Here is a 16112-nt window from a genome sequence, read left to right as displayed (position 1 = left end):
CTGTTCACTGTTCAGACAAAAATAGAGGTTGAAAGTGCAAATTCAAAATACAGGCAGGTTAATATTGGATAGACGGTAAGCCAGAAACGCGAAAGGATATTAAAAAAAATGCCGGTATAAGACTAAACCAGCAACTGTTTAAACCTACAACTGTTATACTATGCTGTCAAGCAGCATTAATAAACCTTTACAAAGATACAGCATTGAACAACTGAAAGAACCCGGTTTCCTATAGTATACTGCTTACCTGAAGGTTAGCTCTATGAACGGGCACAAAAAAAGGAGAAATCGATATGATCGCCTTCCCCCTTTTTACATGTGACTTTATATTATTCAATAGGATCCGATTCTACAATTACAACCTTTGCATAGATTGTATAATCAGGTGCCGGAGTGACTGTTCCATCAGCATTCTGTACTTCGATAAACAGTCTGCCATTAGTATACCTGTAAATGAACGTAGATCCGTTTAACACATCAGGAATGGCTTCCCAGGTTTCCTGATCTTCTGAAATATATACCAGTATACCACTATTCTGATTCGCGTAGTCATCTATTTCCGGAACTGGAATATCTACATATTGGGTTTGTGATCTTGAATCAAATTGCCATTGGTCTTTATCAATTACGTACTGAATAGTCTTGTTAGGTATAACTACTTCCTGGGTGATATTTTCTTTGGTGCAACTAGTGAATAGTATCCCCAGCATCAGCATTGGCAGAAGCAAAAGTGATTTCATAATAGAGCCGATTGATAGTGATTAAAATATAGATTGATATAATAGAATGAACTGTTATTTAGATATTGATTAAACATTAAATATCAAATAGGATGCCATAAAAGCGGCTATCGCCCGATAGCCGTCAGTGTTGACTTTGCGGCCTGTACAACAGCCGGATCAGGGCTGTTCAGCAATTGCCTGATCTGCTTTTCCTGTCCGGTCGCCTGCTTTTGCGCCAATACTGCCAGCAGCGTGAGCTGTGCAAACGGCGGCGCATCTTGCATTGCAACAGCAATACGGCCGGGCACTTCTATGCTCCTGATATTCAGCAGAATGTCTCCTATTGATTTTGTAGTCGCACTATCTGCAGTATTCATCATAGCCAGGAGTGGGCTAAGCATTTCTATACTTTGTAATTGTCCCGCTGCATTGACCGCAGCTGTTCTTACCTGCGGATCACTCTCTTTTAACGCTTTTGTAAATAAAGATATTGCGGCACGTTGTTTACTGTTTGCCAGCATTGTAATGATCGCTGCTTTCTTACGCCCGTCGGCTCGTTCTGCTTTCTGTATCCAGCGTTCTGCATTCGCGGCATTCATGTGTTTTATGGCCAGCACAAGCGCTGCTGCACGATACTCCTCGTCTTTATTGTCCACCGCCATTATTAACGTACCGGTGGCATCATCATCCAATAACAGATCTGTAACTATTTTTAAAGCTGCAATACGAAGATGCACAAGACTATCTGCTTTGCATTTTCTCAGGATGTTGGTAGCTGCTGTCATTGCAGGTGTGGTAGGCCAGTTATGGCCCAGGTTTGCTACGTACAACATGTATGCTGCTGTTGCACCGGTTTTATCATATCCGTACCCTACCCTATCCACAGCGGCTTCCATGATCTGTTTGCTGTCTTCACTTGCAATATTTGCCAATGCAAATAAGGCGGCTCTTCTTAAAACGGGATCGTCAGATTTCGCTTTTGCGATGATCGTTCCTTCTGCGGCCAGGTATCGCAGATCGCCGAGCGCCTTCACCAAACTGATCTCACATGCTCCCTTCGCTTTTCCTAACGCAGCTTCAAACGCCATCAACACTTCAGAACCTCCTATACTTGTCAACACACGGATAACCGGATCACAATAACGTGCGTTCAATAAGTATGGCTTTAATGCAGGCACTATACTCTTATCACCAAACAGCTGTAATTGTTCGATCAAAAATGTTTTATTCTCAGGTTGCAACGTTACTTTCAATGCTTTCAACCATGCGGCGATAGCTGTCTTACGCATTTCCTCGCGCGTGCCTGCCGATACATAGGCAGCATAACCTGCAAGCGCATATTGTAAACGTGTATTATCCCCCTTACCGGGAGGTTGTAACATTAAAGCCATTTCAGTTAATCCGGCCGCGCCTAAAGACCCGACCTGCATCATACAGCTGTCCAGTTGTTGCTGGCTGGCAGCCGGCAATCGCTTCAGTATACGGTTGATCTTCGCTGCATAAGGATGCTGTACAGATTGTGCATGTACGCAGATGCAACAAAAAAGGAAAACTATGGATAGTAACTTCTTCATCTTTTCAAATATCAGATTATGACCATGATGCACGTGCAGGCGGATCGATCAATCTGTTAGCTCCTTCATCCTGTAAAAACAATTGCTTCTCCGGATCAAATGAAAGCGAACGTCCCAGCTGCAATGCGATCTTTCCCATGTTCACCAGCGTACAGGAACGGTGACCATTTTCTTCATTCAGTGCAAACCGCTGACGGTCACGCACGGCTGCTATAAAATCAGTCACCTGTGGCGGTGGATCAGGATAGGCTGCAAGCTTTTTCTCAAGATCAGGTATATCAGAGCGGAAGCCTGGATATAACTTTCCGGAAGGCCCTGCAATAAATGCAGCATTCTCATCTCGCCCGTCCCCATCAAGTATAATGCGACAACCGTCACTGTAGGTATAAGTGATCCGCGACCACACACCAACAGCATCGGGATGCTGCTGCGGCGCTTCTATTTCTAAAGAAACAGGGCTTGTACTGTCTTTTCCCAATATGTATTGCACAGGGTCCAGGTAATGCTGTCCCATATCTCCCAAACCGCCCCCGTCATAATCCCAATAGCCCCTGAAGTGCTGGTGTACCCTGTGAGGATGATAAGGTTTATAGGGCGCCGGACCTAACCACCTGTCGTAGTTCAGCTCCGGAGGCACGGGAGTAACAGGTAGATTCGTCTTTCCGATCCAGTGTTGCTTCCAGTCGAAGCCGGTATGACGACTTAACGTCACCGTCAGTGGCCAGCCAAGCAGCCTTGCACTTACCAGTTTTTTTATGGGCTGCACCGGCGTATTCATACCATAGAAATTATCCGTAAAACGGAACCAGGTATTTAAACGGAACATTCTTCCGTATTGCTGCACGGCTTCTATCACTCTCTTCCCTTCACCGATAGTACGGGTCATGGGCTTTTCACACCAGATATCCTTTCCCGCACGGGCAGCCTCAATAGCGATCGTCCCATGCCAATGTGGAGGAGTAGCTATGTGTACAATATCTACTTCCGGTAATTGTATCAGTTCCCGGTAATCGTCAAATGTCTTCACGCCATCACCCAGTAAGGCTTTAGCCTCTTGCAGATGCAGTTTGTCGACATCACAGATAGCTACTACCCTGGTGCCGCCATATCCGAAATGACCCTTTCCCATTTGCCCTGTACCTATTACGCCCTTCGTCAGCTGATCGCTGGGAGCAAGGTATCCGCGTCCCAGTACATGACGGGGTACAATTGTAAAGGCAGCCACAGTGCCAAGGCTATTCCTGAGGAAAGACCTCCTGGATTGGTTCTTTTTCTGCTCCATCTTCGTGAATCAAAATTGAAAACTAGGAAGCAAGATATAAAAATGATTTTGCAAGTGTGAATTTCTGTGATAAGCGTATTGTCATTTACGACAAAATTTTTCTATATTCGTCCAGACACCGGATTATAATGTAACACAGACAGTTAACCATGACATCCTGATAACCCATAAACAAAATATTTTGGAAGCCCCGTCACCATTAATACACAACTTATGCCATCTCTGACCCGCTTCCTGTTATCCAAATTGACTAACAATGCTAAAAAAAACATTACCTGAATTGTCCGCAATTTTACTAACTGTGCTGTTTACTTATGCCAGTATCAGCAAGCTGCTACAGTACGATACCTTTAAATATCAACTGGGCCAATCGCCTTTTGTTACCGGGTATGCGGGCATTGTTGCCTGGGGTATTCCGGCCATAGAGCTGGTCACTACAGCTTTGCTGATGTTTCCTGTAACAAGGATGAAAGGCTTTTATCTTTCGTACGGGCTACTGCTTCTGTTCACCTTTTACATCTATGCGATACTGCATTACAGTTATTTTATTCCCTGTTCCTGCGGAGGGATATTGTCGCAGATGAACTGGGAGCAGCACCTGGTGTTCAATATCGTTTTTTCATTGATCGCACTTACCGGCATATTCACATTTCCGTTTAAGCAGAAAGCATAATACGACGTTTATTAAAGACACAACTCCTATGACAACAAGAGTACTTGTAACCTTATTCATTACTATAGCGGCCCTGTGCCTTATGTTTGCGCTCGTTCGTACATCCCGGCAGCAATACGATGTTAAACATGGATTTAACAGAACATTCAATCCCGGCGTCCGGCTTCAATTAGTCAAAAGTGTGCCTGTGGAAAGTTCACTCTATATTGCGGGACTAAGCAACGGGAACATCTATTTTCACACCAGTGACCCCTATAAAATTTTCTATACTGATACTACATTAAATCTCCTGAAGACAATCGTACTTCCAATTGATACTGCAATCAGTCCGTATCTGACAAATGGGTTCAGTACTGCTGTCAGATATCCTGCTGTTTTTATTTTCGCCTATAATGTAGCGTCTATCCTTATATATAATTTACAGGATGGAAAACAGGCTGTAGTACCTACACCTGGGAATTACAATAATGCAGTACAGATTTCGGATTCAGCTTTCATGCTGAAATATTTCACGGGCGATTCAACGGATCAATCGTTCTGTAAGCTGAACATCTTTACTACACAAGTGACTAAAAATACGCAACTCACTGAAGATCTTTCATCCGGCGGCATGCTACTTTACAATGAGCAAAATGCGGCTTGTTACTATGTACACAATTACAATAACCGCATTACAATATTTGATACTGCTTTTAACTCCGGACGAACAGCACATACCATTGACACGTTTACACAAAGCCAGATCCAGTACCTGAGTAAAAACAGGACAAACAGCGATGACATGTTATATAAGCCCAAAGGCGGCCGTATGCTGATCAACTATTTAAGTCAATTGTATGACGGGCGCTTGTATGTTAACAGTGTTATTAAAGCAGATAATGAAACCGTGTTAACAGACAAAAATGAAACAGCCATCGACATCTATAATGCTAATATGGACAAGTATCTTGAAAGTTTTCATCTCCCTGTTCCACATAAACAACATCTGAAATCATTTTGTATCTTTAACAGGAAAATACTAGCTACATATACTAACCACATTGCCCTTTATGAGTTCTCCGGCCTGAGTAAATGAGAATGCCCGAATGGTATTACATTTTTTTTCCGAATGGATAAGACTTACCTGGTATTGATTGTAAACCTTGCATTGTTATAAATGCATATCAGCCAAAATTTTGTCAGAAGATGAAACGTTTTAAAATAAACCACGTTATGGTGGCTTTATTATTGAGCGCTACAAGCGCATATGCTACCGGTATGCAAGCAAATGTATTGGACATATGCGCTACCGTACCCAGTACATCAGGGCCAAGCATTAACAGTGAATGCCCCTATTCTATAAGTACCCAATGTTGTTACATCTCAGCAGGAAGTTCCGCCCAATATGTAACACAAAGTCAGGGAGGATCCACTATTACCATCCGGCGGAACTCGTCGGCAATGGTAACGATCTTTGGTGTAAGACAATGAATTGTCAGGCTGGTATTAAATAGTAAAGAAACCGATAATAATGACTAATTTAGTTATAACAAACACCATTGATCCAGTTAAATCCAGTTAGCCATGAAACATTTAAAACTAAATCACATGCTGATCGCATTGTTGTTCAGCGGAGTTACTGCATTTGCCACCAGTAAGCAATCCAATTTTGTAGATCCATGCTCAACTGTACCAACGGTGTCGGGGCCTAGTATTAATAGTGAATGCCCCTATAGCGCCGTCATCCAATGTTGCTACATAGCTGCAGGAAGCTCCAGCCAATTTGTAACACAGACACAAGGTGGTGCTTCTGTTATCATCCGAAGAAATACTTCGCAGCCGGTCACTATTTTCGGGATAAAGAATTAACAACTGCGTCTTCCAGTAATAATATGTCAATCCACCGTTCTCCCTTTTGTAATACGAGGCCATACCTGCTTAGCGCCAGATTTAATGCATTCACATCATTCATTTTTGCTGTAATGCTGATATCTATATTGCCGGTAAAGCCAGTTTCGTCTATTATGATGGAAGATTCCAGCCCGCTATATCTTTCCGCTTTACTTCCTTCATTATAGCTTCTGATATAATCCATCAGCCGGGAGAACGGTGTATTCTTTAATTCCAGAAAGTATAAGTTTGCTTTCGCGTAACTATCTCCGCCTGCTGTTTTGAGTTTGCTGCTATCCTTCAGACTCAGCACATAACACGCAACCCTTCTCCTGACAATGTTACTCCTGACGCCAAAATATTTATAAAGGTCTTCCTGCATTCGATTCTTTAAAACCTGTTCTCCGGCTTCATCACTAATAAGGTCATAACAATACAGATCGCCTGTAGTTTCAGGTGGCTTCGAAAAGTTAACTTCCAGCTTCTGTGCTATCTTTTCATCTTTGATATTAAAAAAGACCCTGGGGACCGAAAGTAGCTCCTGCCCATCAATATCTTTTCCTATTTTCCCATAAGCAAGCCTGAACATCGTCAGCAGAGGTAAATTCCAGACGCGGATTCTGCGGTATGCATAGATACCTCCTCTGTCAAACGCACAACTTGGCGGGTATTTCTTATTGTAACCTGTTAACATTGAATAGCTGATCAATCCGTTGATCGAATCATTCAGCATCATTTTTTCTGCAATATTGCTTTCCTGGTAGAAATATACTGCCGGATGCTCTGCTTCAGATACAATATTTTCCCGTCTTCCAATGATAGTATCCAGCGAACCTCCATTTATTAACAACGCAATGTTATTCTCAGTCAATGCCTCATAACTTGTAAGTGCTTTTAACACACCAGTCCTGTCGATCCAAACGTAAAACGGGATATATTTGTGTGGAAATGCAAAGAACAAACTATCATTGGTATTATTAGGTCCTGCGGTAGCTGTCAACAAACTGAATCCTTTGTAACCTATATTCCTGAATAGCTCAGTAACGGTCCGGAGACTGTCATTGGTAATCGTAATAACCTGGAGATGCTCATTATATTTGTCCTGTATGTCCTTCAATTTGGGAAACTGGGCAAAGCAAGGCTGACAGTGGGAAGCCCAGAAATCAATCAATATCGCTTTCCCACGAAATTCGGACAAAGTAACCTCTTCGTCTTTATGATTCAGGACCTGACGCAACCGGAAATCAGGTACAACAGCGCCGACATCTAATGCCGTGCCTTCTATCTGATATTTAGCGGCGGGCGCTCTGTCCTGAGACAACGAGGGTGAATATGACAATACTGTCAATAGCAATACGAATAAATATCTAAACATAGCTTGTTTTATCTATCATTCTGTTGTATTCCACTTAACCTGATTTCGTCATCGGGAATAGGATATACATAACGGGGATCATTAGGGGCCAACTGATAAGTCATACCATTCACTACTCGGGTTATAGTCTTCGCAAAACGTGCGTCTTTATTTAATCGTCTCAGATCTGTCCATCGAAGACCACGGAAAATCAACTCTTTCCTTCTTTCCACCAACACTTTTTCCAGTGCCTCGGTTTGATCAGTAGCAGTCATATTCTCATACGTTCCTGTCTTCCACCTGGTCTTAAGCAATGTATTAACATCATCCATTGACCTGTTTATATCTCCCTTACGCGCATAACATTCCGCGCGGATCAGATATATTTCGTCTACAGCTATGCCACCAAATTGCGCAAAAACATCTCCGGAATAAGATCCTTTAAATGTAAAACCGTTTGCGCCCTGCCGGAAGAACAGTGATTTTCTGAGATCATTATCGTCATACTCCTTGTACAATAAGGAATCAACATAAGTGGAATTTATTCTTAGCAAACCGGTGCTCGACAACGTAGCATGTAACAATACGTCCTTATTAAGCGATTGGAATGATAATGTACCGCTGCCGTCTATCTGATTATAGTCCAGCAGATCATCATAAATAGCAAGAGAAAGACCAGCATATTCCAATGCCTTTCCATAATCTTTCAGCGTAAGGAAAACTCTTGCCAGCAAAGCAAATGCAGCTGCCTTGCAAGGGCGTGTTTTATATTCAGTAATATCTGGCAAAAGTTCAACTGCCGCTGTAAGATCGCCTATAATCTGATCGTAGGTTTCCTGTATGCTGGCGCGTTGATATAACCGCTGAATATCTGAAGACAATCTCAAAGGAATACCGGGATCAGAAGCGGCTGTAGCACTGTCATAAGGTTTGCTGAACTCCTCCGCCAAAGTATAAAAAGAAAATGCCCTGAAAAATAATGCAGATCCCTTTGCGTTCATGTATCCGGGAGCAATTACGTCCTCTGTCATATCTTCCAGACCTTCCAGTACAAGATTACAATAGTTCACTCTCGTGTAATTCCCGCCCCAATCAAGCGCGAGAGAATTGACCGGAAAAATATTTTTCCCCCATATATAGGCGTTTCTCTCACTTGCCTGTGTTAAGGCATTATAGCGGCCATCAACAATGTAGTAATTATCTGAACCGGCTTCTCCAAAAGAAGGAATATTGACATTCATCTGCTCAGAATTGTCCAATAGTGCCTGAAAGTCAGCAATTGTTTCCGGTACTGTTTTGGACTGGTCGGGTTTAACATCCAGTTTCTTTGTACAGGCAAAGAGTAAACTACTTAAAGCTATGTAAAAAAGTATGTGCCTCATCATTTTTACTTTATCATTAAAACGCCGCTTTACATCCAAGTGAAAACGTACGGGTTGCAGGATATCCCATCACATAATCAGGGTCCAGACCTGCCTTATTACTTTTCCATACAATACCCAAATTATTGGCATAGAAATATACTTGCAGGTCATCAATGCCTCTTTTTGAAAGAAACAAATGGTTTAGCGAATAGCCTAATCTTAAATCCTGCAGCCGGATATGATCTCCCTTTTCTATCAGTGGGCTCGAATATCTGTAAAAATTGTCTCTGTTATCAATTTCAGGATAGATCATAGAGGGTACATTGGTATGCAGTTCATCTCCCGGTTGTTGCCAGCGCAATAAATAATCTTTGTGTCCTCCACTCCAGAAATTGAACAGACTGTTATAAGAAATGGAAGAGCGCCTGAAGTAGTACCTTAATTTATAGGCAAGATTAACAGACAAACTGATTCTCTTGTAAGAAAACGTATTGCGTATGGCTCCGAATATAGTAGGACGGGCGGGGCCATTATAGGTAATGGAAGCCTCATCGTTACCACTCATAATCCCATTATAGTCTTTACTGATCTTTCCATCTAAGTAACCAAGCGGATCTCCTGTTTCCGGGTCCAGCCCTCCCCATTTATAACTGTATACACCATATACAGGCCGGCCAATAATGGGCAACAAAGCGGATGATGAACCATCCCCGATTGCTATCGCATCATTTAAGGTCGTGTTAAGTTTATACTCGGTTATTTTATCCCAGTTATAACTAAACAAAAAATCTGTGACCCAATTTATCTCACGGTTAACATTATAAGAGGTCAGACTGAGGTCTACCCCACCTCCTCTCATATCAGCAGAATTCCCTCTGAATATATTTGTTCCGACTTGCATGGCAACAATTTGATTGCCTATTAAATCAGTCCCTCTTTTGAGATAATATTCTATACTACCTCCCAGTATTTTATTTTTCGTTTCAAAATCAATCCCCACATTAAACATACCTGCCTTCTCCCATCTCAAAAAGGGATTAGGCTGGTTGGCAATACCAGCTTGTGGAAGTCCTACAGGATTTGCATTATCCGCATATGTAATTACCAGTTTACCAGAAAGGGCCGGGTCCAGATTACCGTTGTAACCATATGTCATTCTCATTTTCAGATATGGCAGCCAATCAATCCGATAAAAAGACGCTTTACTTAATTCCCATCCAAGCCCTACCGACCATAAAGGCACACCTTTCTGATTCGTTTTAACACCTAATATGTTACTTTGATCCAACCGGATGCTCCCGGAAATAGTGTACTTTCTATCAAGCGAATAAGAGGCATTTCCGAAGTAAGAAATAAATATATTACTATAACGCCTCAACATGTTTACATTCGGAATGTATCCGGCCTCTCCAAGATATCTGTAACCATCATAGTAGCGGCTATAATCCAATGCATTATTATAAGTATGGGTTTCCTTACTATAACCCATGTATATATGAATATTTTCTTCGGTAACCGTCTCCCGTTGCTCTACCCCGGCTATAGCAGCGAATGTATGACGATCATTGAAGGTCCTGTTAAAATTTAACTGTCCTCTGTAATTGTTAGAAGTAAGCTCTACCTGGTTTTCTGTCATCATTCCCCCCAGGGGTATAGGATGACTTACACTTCCGCCTTCTACTTGTGTGAACAGGTTAAAAAGACTTCTTACGTAATAAGAATTTACGCTGTTAAAGTCTTCCCGCTTACCTATTTGCTTTTCGAACTGATACTTTATTTCTGCATTTAATCCATCGATAATATTTATTTTAACACCAGGATTAAACCTGATATGATATTTCCTCTCTACATTATCGATCAGCTTAATTTCGTCCAGCGGCTTGTATGTCCAATCAAGCAGCCCATCACCTTTCAATTCGCTGATAAAGCTGTACCGAAAGTCTTTAGGCAATGGCATTGCATTTCCATTAGCATCTGCCAGTTGTGCATATGGATAATAAACACTCTTGCCGCCCCCAGGGGAAATGGTCCCAACGCTTCCGTCCCTATTATCTTTATTCAACACAAAAGATACCCCCGAAGACAATTCCACCCGGTCCCACAAATGAAATGTGCTGTAGTTATTGATCGTGAACCGGCTGGATGCATTAGCTACTTTATTATCTAAAAGCCTGTCGTATCCTACTGATAACAAATAGGCGGACTTGTCCCCGCCACTACTAACATTCACTGCATACTGCTGATTGACACTATTCCTGTAAAAATATTTTTCGTAATCTTTTCTGACATCATTCTTTCTGAGCTGGTCAATCGCAGCATCGGCTTCTGCAGCAGGCATCAACCCACTTCTTTTTTTATTCAGCAATTCAACAACGGGCGATATAACAGGATAGCTATAATCGTTAGACAGATCCGCATCATAAAAGCCTTTGTCAAACAAGGTTTTCTCTACGTCAATAAATTCGCTGGAACTTAGAAAAGCAGGATTATAAAAAAGATCCGGTTTAGAACCTATGGTAAGATTTGTATTCACTTCTACTTTAAGCGGTTGATGCAGTTTTCCTTTTTTAGTAGTGATAACAATTACACCGTTTCCTGAGAAAGCACCCCAGATAGAAGCAGCAGCAGCATCTTTCAGAATGGTAATACTTTCCACATCATTGGGATTCAGCAAATTGATATCTCCGTTATAAGGGAAATTGTCTACTACGACCAGCGGTTGTGCATTTGCAAGGATAGTGCTTCTTCCCCTGATTGAAATATAGGCTTCATTAGACAAGGGCGGAATATTCTTATTCGGAAATAAAACACCGCTGGTTACACCCTCCAAGCGCTCAAGTATAGTAGCGCCGACTCTGCGATTGAGTAACTGGTTATTCACCTGTACAAAAGAACCTGTAGCCCTTTCAGCGGGAATTCTCTGATAGCCATTACTTCTCACCGCTACCACGGCAAGATCGGTGATCATGGGCGCCAATACGACTCGAAGAGAAGCAGCCGATTTTACGATGATCTCCTGTGTTTTAAACCCAGTGTAACTGATCCTGATAATACTATCCGCGCTGGTCTTATGCAGAAAAAAGGCGCCTTTCTCATTTGTTCTTGTTCCACCTGTGCCTGCACCCGGAAGATTGATAGTAGCACCTTCCAGCGGTGTGCCATCTGCCATAGTAACGATACCTCTTACAATTACACCTTCCTCTTTGGTCGTACTTTCAGGTGCTTCCGTTCCTTCTTTCATGAAAATGCCGATCGTATTCCCACGCAGCTCCCATGAGTATCCGCGGATACTTAATATTTTATCCAGTACCTGTGTGAGCGGAGTATTGCTTTCATGCACTGTTACTTTGATCTGGTCATTAACAGACTGATTATTGTAGAAGAAATTATATCCTGTTTCTCTCTTTATGATATTGAAAAGTTCAGCAAGGCCAATGTTTTCATATTGCAGGGATATTTTTCGGTCCTTACGATGGCCCTGGGCCTGTGTAGTAAAATTAGCATAAGGGGAAATAAGTAGAACAATGACCCCGAGCCCATATAACATACGGACCCAACTAAGGTGAGACATATCATCAGGAATTATAGTGGCCAATAAAACGTTTACTACAATTGCACAATGCCTGAACAAACGAGTTTAACTATTGTATTTGTAGTGTGACAGGTTACCTGAAAAAGCTTTAGTGGACAAAAATCATTTTTTTTAAACCCGGGAAATCCGGTCCTGTTTTTTTAGCGTATATGTACTCAGTGCCAGAACAATCTCAATAAAAGACATCCACGATTCTCAGCCGCACGCAAGGACCTAAAAGACAAGCATTTACAGCACTGTAGCATTGTTTACGTACTTATCTCCGGATATTCTTTACAAATCGTTAACATGAGTACCCATAAGTTAATTTCAAAATAACATATATGTCTTTAGTACTTTCGCCCCGCTTTTTAAACAACACAAACTGTATCTGCTACCGGGGGAGAAGCACAACATTCGTAAATAGTAAAGGGTTTATATAATGCGTCATGCGAATACTAACGATCTGCCTGTTGCAGACGATAATGTTACATACGAAAATATATTTGAGGACCATGCCAAGGCACTATGGGCGGAAGCCTACCGGTTATTAAAAGATAGCCAGGATGCCAAAGACATTGTTCAGGAGCTGATCATAGAAATATGGGAAAAGCGCTCCCTGTCAAACGTACAAACCAATGTGCGGTCCTACCTGTTCCAATCTCTCCGTTACAAATGCTATCGCTATATTAAGAACAGGGATTCGGAAGATTGCCGGAAAGACGCCTGGTCGTTCTTCCAGGACATTTCCACCAAGGCAGAATCCCGCATAGAAAAAGAAGAGCTGAAACGTTCTATTTCTGCCGCGATCGACGCCCTTCCCATGCAGTCGTCCAACATCTTTACACAGGTCTTTGTTGAAGGTAAAAAAAGAAAGGAAGTGGCCCTTGATCTTGGCCTTTCCATCAATACCGTCAATGTACATATCTATACTGCCTGTAAAAAATTACAGGAGAAACTAAAAAAGGTCTTGTAAGCACTAAAGCTTTTATACTGGTATTGTCACTATGAGAAGTACATGAAGAGCAGATCCGACATACACGAGTTATTAATGCTTAAGCTTACAGGCGGTCTTAGTAAAGATCAGCAGGTAGAGATCGATGCATTAATTGAGAGAGATCCTGCCGTGAACGACGCCTGGAATAATATCCAGGACTATTACCTCCGGAACCCGAAACACAGGGCGGACTTCGAAAATATCTCAACCGGAGATATCATGTCCGGCATCAGGGAGAAAGTTCACAATCCGCAACAACGGTCCTTCCGCATCGGAAAACTGCTGATGGCTGTCGCCGTAGCAGCAGCTGTTACCGGAGCCGGAATATTCATTTATACGGTATTAAAAACCAACCATTCCTCTAAAGTCCTGTCGGCCGTTCATAAGCAGATTCCTGCTAAAAGTGTTTATCTTGAACTCAGGAATGGCCAGATCATAGACCTCTCGGGCGGAGAACAACATCCAAAAACGGAAGATGAGCAGGTTGTACTCAATAACAGCCGGAATACACTCACTTTCGTTGCAGACAGGGACGACAGCGGATTAAATAAATTGGTAGTACCTCCGGGTAAAGATTATTCCATAAGACTCTCCGATGGTACCGAGATCCGGATGAATGCCGGCAGTACCCTACAGTTCCCCTTCGGGTTCGCAGGTAACTCCCGCGAAATATCCCTTACCGGGGAAGCATATATAAAAGTAGCCACAGCAGCCGACCAACCTTTTACCGTACACACTCCTGACGCCACCATACAGGTACTCGGTACCGAATTTAATGTTAACACATATAATTCCGGGAAAGCCGCCATCTCATTGGTGCAGGGAGCCGTAAAAGTGCTGGCAGACAAACAGGAAGTAATCCTTAAACCAGGTTTCCAGGCAGATTGTACTACTCAAAATGGGATCAATACGCATCCATTTGATAAAAACGACGTACTTTCATGGCTGGAAGGAAAATATGAGTTCCAGGAGACACCGCTTAGTGAGATAATACCTATACTGGAAAGATGGTATGACGTCAAGATCATAACCGACCATCCTGCTGTAGCCAGAAAAACATTTAATGTGCAGATCAACAGATCAGAAGGGATAGAAGGTTTCCTGGAAATGTTGAAGATAATCCGAAGTGCAGACTATTATTACAAAAATGATACTATACATATTAAATAGTACCGTACGGCCGTAATGCCGCCGGAGAATACTATTATCTTCGTTTACGAACAATGCAAAATGAAATACCGGTACTTTATTCCTTTAGTGCCGGTTTTTTTTGTCCTCTCGTAAACAGTATATTATCCTAAATTAATAGGCAGGAGGCTTTTTTGAGTTTTTTTCCTCGTTTTCTAAACGCTCATCCAGCTGTTCATCACTCATTTCCCATTCCGCTTCATCCTCAGCTGATTCTGTTTCATCAAATGCTCCGCCCGATCCGGTATGTACTATTTCGTCTTCTTTACCGGCTTCGGATACATGTTCATTGTTCCTGTCTGAATATAAGTAAAAGTCTATCATACACATATTGAATAGGGCTATTCCCCGTCATTCAACATTTAATTTATGACTTTTTTTTCTTACCTGATAGCTTTTTATCTTCTCCACTGGAAATAAAAGGTACTGCCCTCCCCTAGTTTCGACTCTACCCACACCTTTCCCCCCTGAGTTTCTACCAGCAATTTCAGGATGTTCAGCCCTATGCCAGTGCCTTTGTCGTCCTCATTGTCCACTTTCTCGAACAGGCGGAAAATGCGCTCATTGTCCTTTTCCTCAATACCGGGACCGTTATCCTTAACGTAAAATTCATAAAAATCCCCGTCAGGCGTTCCCCCTATATAGATCTCCCCGGTTTCCTTATCGTTATATTTAATGGCATTTGTCAACAGGTTCTGAAATACCTGCTGCAGTTTCTGCTTGCTGGTATGGATCACCGGCATTCCCTCCTCTATCTCTATCCTGACATGTGCCGGTGGGAATAATAATCTGGTCAGCTGCTGCAGAAGGTCCCCCACGTCCACATCTTCCTCCATATGCCGGAACTGATGCTCCCGGCTGTAGTCCAGGATGGCAGTGATCATATCCGCCAGCTGGGATGTGGCATTGATAGCCATATTCGTATATTCGGTCAGGAAAACCGATTGGCTGATCTCTTCTTCCTCCTTCATCAGCATCAGCAATCCGGTAATACCAGACAAAGGCGACTTAAGGTCATGCGCCACGACGTGCATAAAGCGCTCCAGCTGACCGTTGATCAGCTCCTTATCTTTTAATGCCTGTCTTAATTCATGTTGATAAAGGTAGAGCCGCTCAAATACATCTACCTTAGCGCGGGTCATATTAATGTCTAATGGCTTGGACAGATAATCCACTGCCCCTTTTTCAAAACCTTTGAGCACATGGTACTCATCCTTGTTTATTGCGGTTACGAAAATGATAGAAATATCCCGGGTTTTAGGATTAGCCTTTAGCAGTCGTGCCACTTCAAATCCATCCATATCCGGCATCTGCACATCCAGCATGATCAGCCCGATATCTTCATTTTTTAAGACCTGTTTTAATGCCTCATTTCCTGACGTAGCGTGTATGAAATTCCTGTTGTCGGCAAGCAGCATCTGTTCCAATGACAGCAGGTTTTCCATCCGGTCATCTACTAACAGAATCGTAAATTTCTTAATCATCTCTAAACTCTTTTAACGGCTATTCTGAAGTATA

13 protein-coding genes are annotated in these 16112 nt (G+C 42.3%); 5 read left to right on the top strand and 8 right to left on the bottom strand.

Features of this window, described 5'->3' with window-relative positions:
- Nucleotides 1-329 precede the first annotated feature (329 nt).
- From C7475_RS21550 to C7475_RS21540, 3 genes are all read right to left on the bottom strand, one after another.
- The gene (locus C7475_RS21550; RefSeq protein WP_146217612.1) at nt 330-740 is read right to left on the bottom strand and encodes a hypothetical protein; all 411 of its coding nucleotides are present in this window, start codon (nt 738-740) and stop codon (nt 330-332) included.
- Nucleotides 741-847: 107 nt separating this feature from the next.
- Nucleotides 848-2296 (bottom strand): HEAT repeat domain-containing protein, encoded by a 1449-nt coding sequence (locus C7475_RS21545; RefSeq protein ID WP_110055478.1) that lies wholly within the window; start codon nt 2294-2296, stop codon nt 848-850.
- 16 nt (nt 2297-2312) lie between these two features.
- Nucleotides 2313-3578, bottom strand: a complete 1266-nt coding sequence (locus tag C7475_RS21540) for a Gfo/Idh/MocA family oxidoreductase (RefSeq protein WP_110055477.1) — start codon at nt 3576-3578, stop codon at nt 2313-2315.
- A gap of 256 nt (nt 3579-3834) precedes the next feature.
- Here C7475_RS21540 and C7475_RS21535 point away from each other — a divergent pair, with 256 nt between their 5' ends.
- From C7475_RS21535 to C7475_RS21525, 3 genes are all read left to right on the top strand, one after another.
- Nucleotides 3835-4251 carry a MauE/DoxX family redox-associated membrane protein gene (locus C7475_RS21535; RefSeq protein ID WP_110055476.1) on the top strand — a complete coding sequence of 139 codons (417 nt, stop codon included), beginning with the start codon at nt 3835-3837 and terminating at the stop codon, nt 4249-4251.
- A 28-nt stretch (nt 4252-4279) separates the two neighbouring features.
- Nucleotides 4280-5326 (top strand): hypothetical protein, encoded by a 1047-nt coding sequence (locus tag C7475_RS21530; protein ID WP_110055475.1) that lies wholly within the window; start codon nt 4280-4282, stop codon nt 5324-5326.
- 110 nt (nt 5327-5436) lie between these two features.
- On the top strand, nt 5437-5721 hold the full coding sequence (locus C7475_RS21525; RefSeq protein WP_110055474.1) for a hypothetical protein: 285 nt from the start codon (nt 5437-5439) through the stop codon (nt 5719-5721).
- Between the two features lie 355 nt (nt 5722-6076).
- On the opposite strand, the gene C7475_RS21515 is transcribed toward C7475_RS21525, so the two are convergent.
- The 3 genes from C7475_RS21515 to C7475_RS21505 are packed head-to-tail and all read right to left on the bottom strand — an operon-like array spanning nt 6077 to nt 12409.
- Nucleotides 6077-7495, bottom strand: coding sequence for a TlpA disulfide reductase family protein (locus tag C7475_RS21515; RefSeq protein ID WP_110055472.1), 1419 nt, complete (start codon nt 7493-7495; stop codon nt 6077-6079).
- An 8-nt stretch (nt 7496-7503) separates the two neighbouring features.
- Nucleotides 7504-8856, bottom strand: coding sequence for a RagB/SusD family nutrient uptake outer membrane protein (locus C7475_RS21510; protein ID WP_158286573.1), 1353 nt, complete (start codon nt 8854-8856; stop codon nt 7504-7506).
- A gap of 16 nt (nt 8857-8872) precedes the next feature.
- Entirely contained in the window at nt 8873-12409 is a 3537-nt protein-coding gene (locus tag C7475_RS21505) for a SusC/RagA family TonB-linked outer membrane protein (RefSeq protein WP_110055470.1), read from the bottom strand.
- A 442-nt stretch (nt 12410-12851) separates the two neighbouring features.
- Here C7475_RS21505 and C7475_RS21500 point away from each other — a divergent pair, with 442 nt between their 5' ends.
- Together C7475_RS21500 and C7475_RS21495 are read left to right on the top strand one after the other, a co-directional pair.
- Nucleotides 12852-13385, top strand: a complete 534-nt coding sequence (locus tag C7475_RS21500) for a sigma-70 family RNA polymerase sigma factor (RefSeq protein ID WP_110055469.1) — start codon at nt 12852-12854, stop codon at nt 13383-13385.
- Between the two features lie 42 nt (nt 13386-13427).
- Nucleotides 13428-14576, top strand: coding sequence for a FecR family protein (locus C7475_RS21495; protein WP_110055468.1), 1149 nt, complete (start codon nt 13428-13430; stop codon nt 14574-14576).
- Nucleotides 14577-14708: 132 nt separating this feature from the next.
- On the opposite strand, the gene C7475_RS21490 is transcribed toward C7475_RS21495, so the two are convergent.
- Entirely contained in the window at nt 14709-14918 is a 210-nt protein-coding gene (locus C7475_RS21490) for a hypothetical protein (RefSeq protein WP_110055467.1), read from the bottom strand.
- Nucleotides 14919-14992: 74 nt separating this feature from the next.
- Nucleotides 14993-16078: an ATP-binding protein gene (locus C7475_RS21485; protein ID WP_110055466.1), complete on the bottom strand. Its 1086-nt coding sequence runs from the start codon at nt 16076-16078 to the stop codon at nt 14993-14995.
- Nucleotides 16079-16112 lie beyond the last annotated feature (34 nt).

Origin of the sequence: Chitinophaga sp. S165 (genome assembly GCF_003182155.1) — a bacterium.
In the GTDB taxonomy this organism is placed as follows: domain Bacteria; phylum Bacteroidota; class Bacteroidia; order Chitinophagales; family Chitinophagaceae; genus Chitinophaga.
Note: the sequence above shows the minus strand (reverse complement) of the source record. Positions and strands in the feature narration are given on the sequence as shown.

Excerpts from the sequence above, each read along its gene's own strand:
- C7475_RS21550 (WP_146217612.1), bottom strand. The coding sequence starts at position 740 with ATGAAATCACTTTTGCTTCTGCCAATGCTGATGCTGGGGATACTATTC.
- C7475_RS21545 (WP_110055478.1), bottom strand. The coding sequence starts at position 2,296 with ATGAAGAAGTTACTATCCATAGTTTTCCTTTTTTGTTGCATCTGCGTA.
- C7475_RS21540 (WP_110055477.1), bottom strand. The coding sequence starts at position 3,578 with ATGGAGCAGAAAAAGAACCAATCCAGGAGGTCTTTCCTCAGGAATAGC.
- C7475_RS21535 (WP_110055476.1), top strand. The coding sequence starts at position 3,835 with ATGCTAAAAAAAACATTACCTGAATTGTCCGCAATTTTACTAACTGTG.
- C7475_RS21530 (WP_110055475.1), top strand. The coding sequence starts at position 4,280 with ATGACAACAAGAGTACTTGTAACCTTATTCATTACTATAGCGGCCCTG.
- C7475_RS21525 (WP_110055474.1), top strand. The coding sequence starts at position 5,437 with ATGAAACGTTTTAAAATAAACCACGTTATGGTGGCTTTATTATTGAGC.
- C7475_RS21515 (WP_110055472.1), bottom strand. The coding sequence starts at position 7,495 with ATGTTTAGATATTTATTCGTATTGCTATTGACAGTATTGTCATATTCA.
- C7475_RS21510 (WP_158286573.1), bottom strand. The coding sequence starts at position 8,856 with ATGAGGCACATACTTTTTTACATAGCTTTAAGTAGTTTACTCTTTGCC.
- C7475_RS21505 (WP_110055470.1), bottom strand. The coding sequence starts at position 12,409 with ATGTCTCACCTTAGTTGGGTCCGTATGTTATATGGGCTCGGGGTCATT.
- C7475_RS21500 (WP_110055469.1), top strand. The coding sequence starts at position 12,852 with ATGCGTCATGCGAATACTAACGATCTGCCTGTTGCAGACGATAATGTT.
- C7475_RS21495 (WP_110055468.1), top strand. The coding sequence starts at position 13,428 with ATGAAGAGCAGATCCGACATACACGAGTTATTAATGCTTAAGCTTACA.
- C7475_RS21490 (WP_110055467.1), bottom strand. The coding sequence starts at position 14,918 with ATGATAGACTTTTACTTATATTCAGACAGGAACAATGAACATGTATCC.
- C7475_RS21485 (WP_110055466.1), bottom strand. The coding sequence starts at position 16,078 with ATGATTAAGAAATTTACGATTCTGTTAGTAGATGACCGGATGGAAAAC.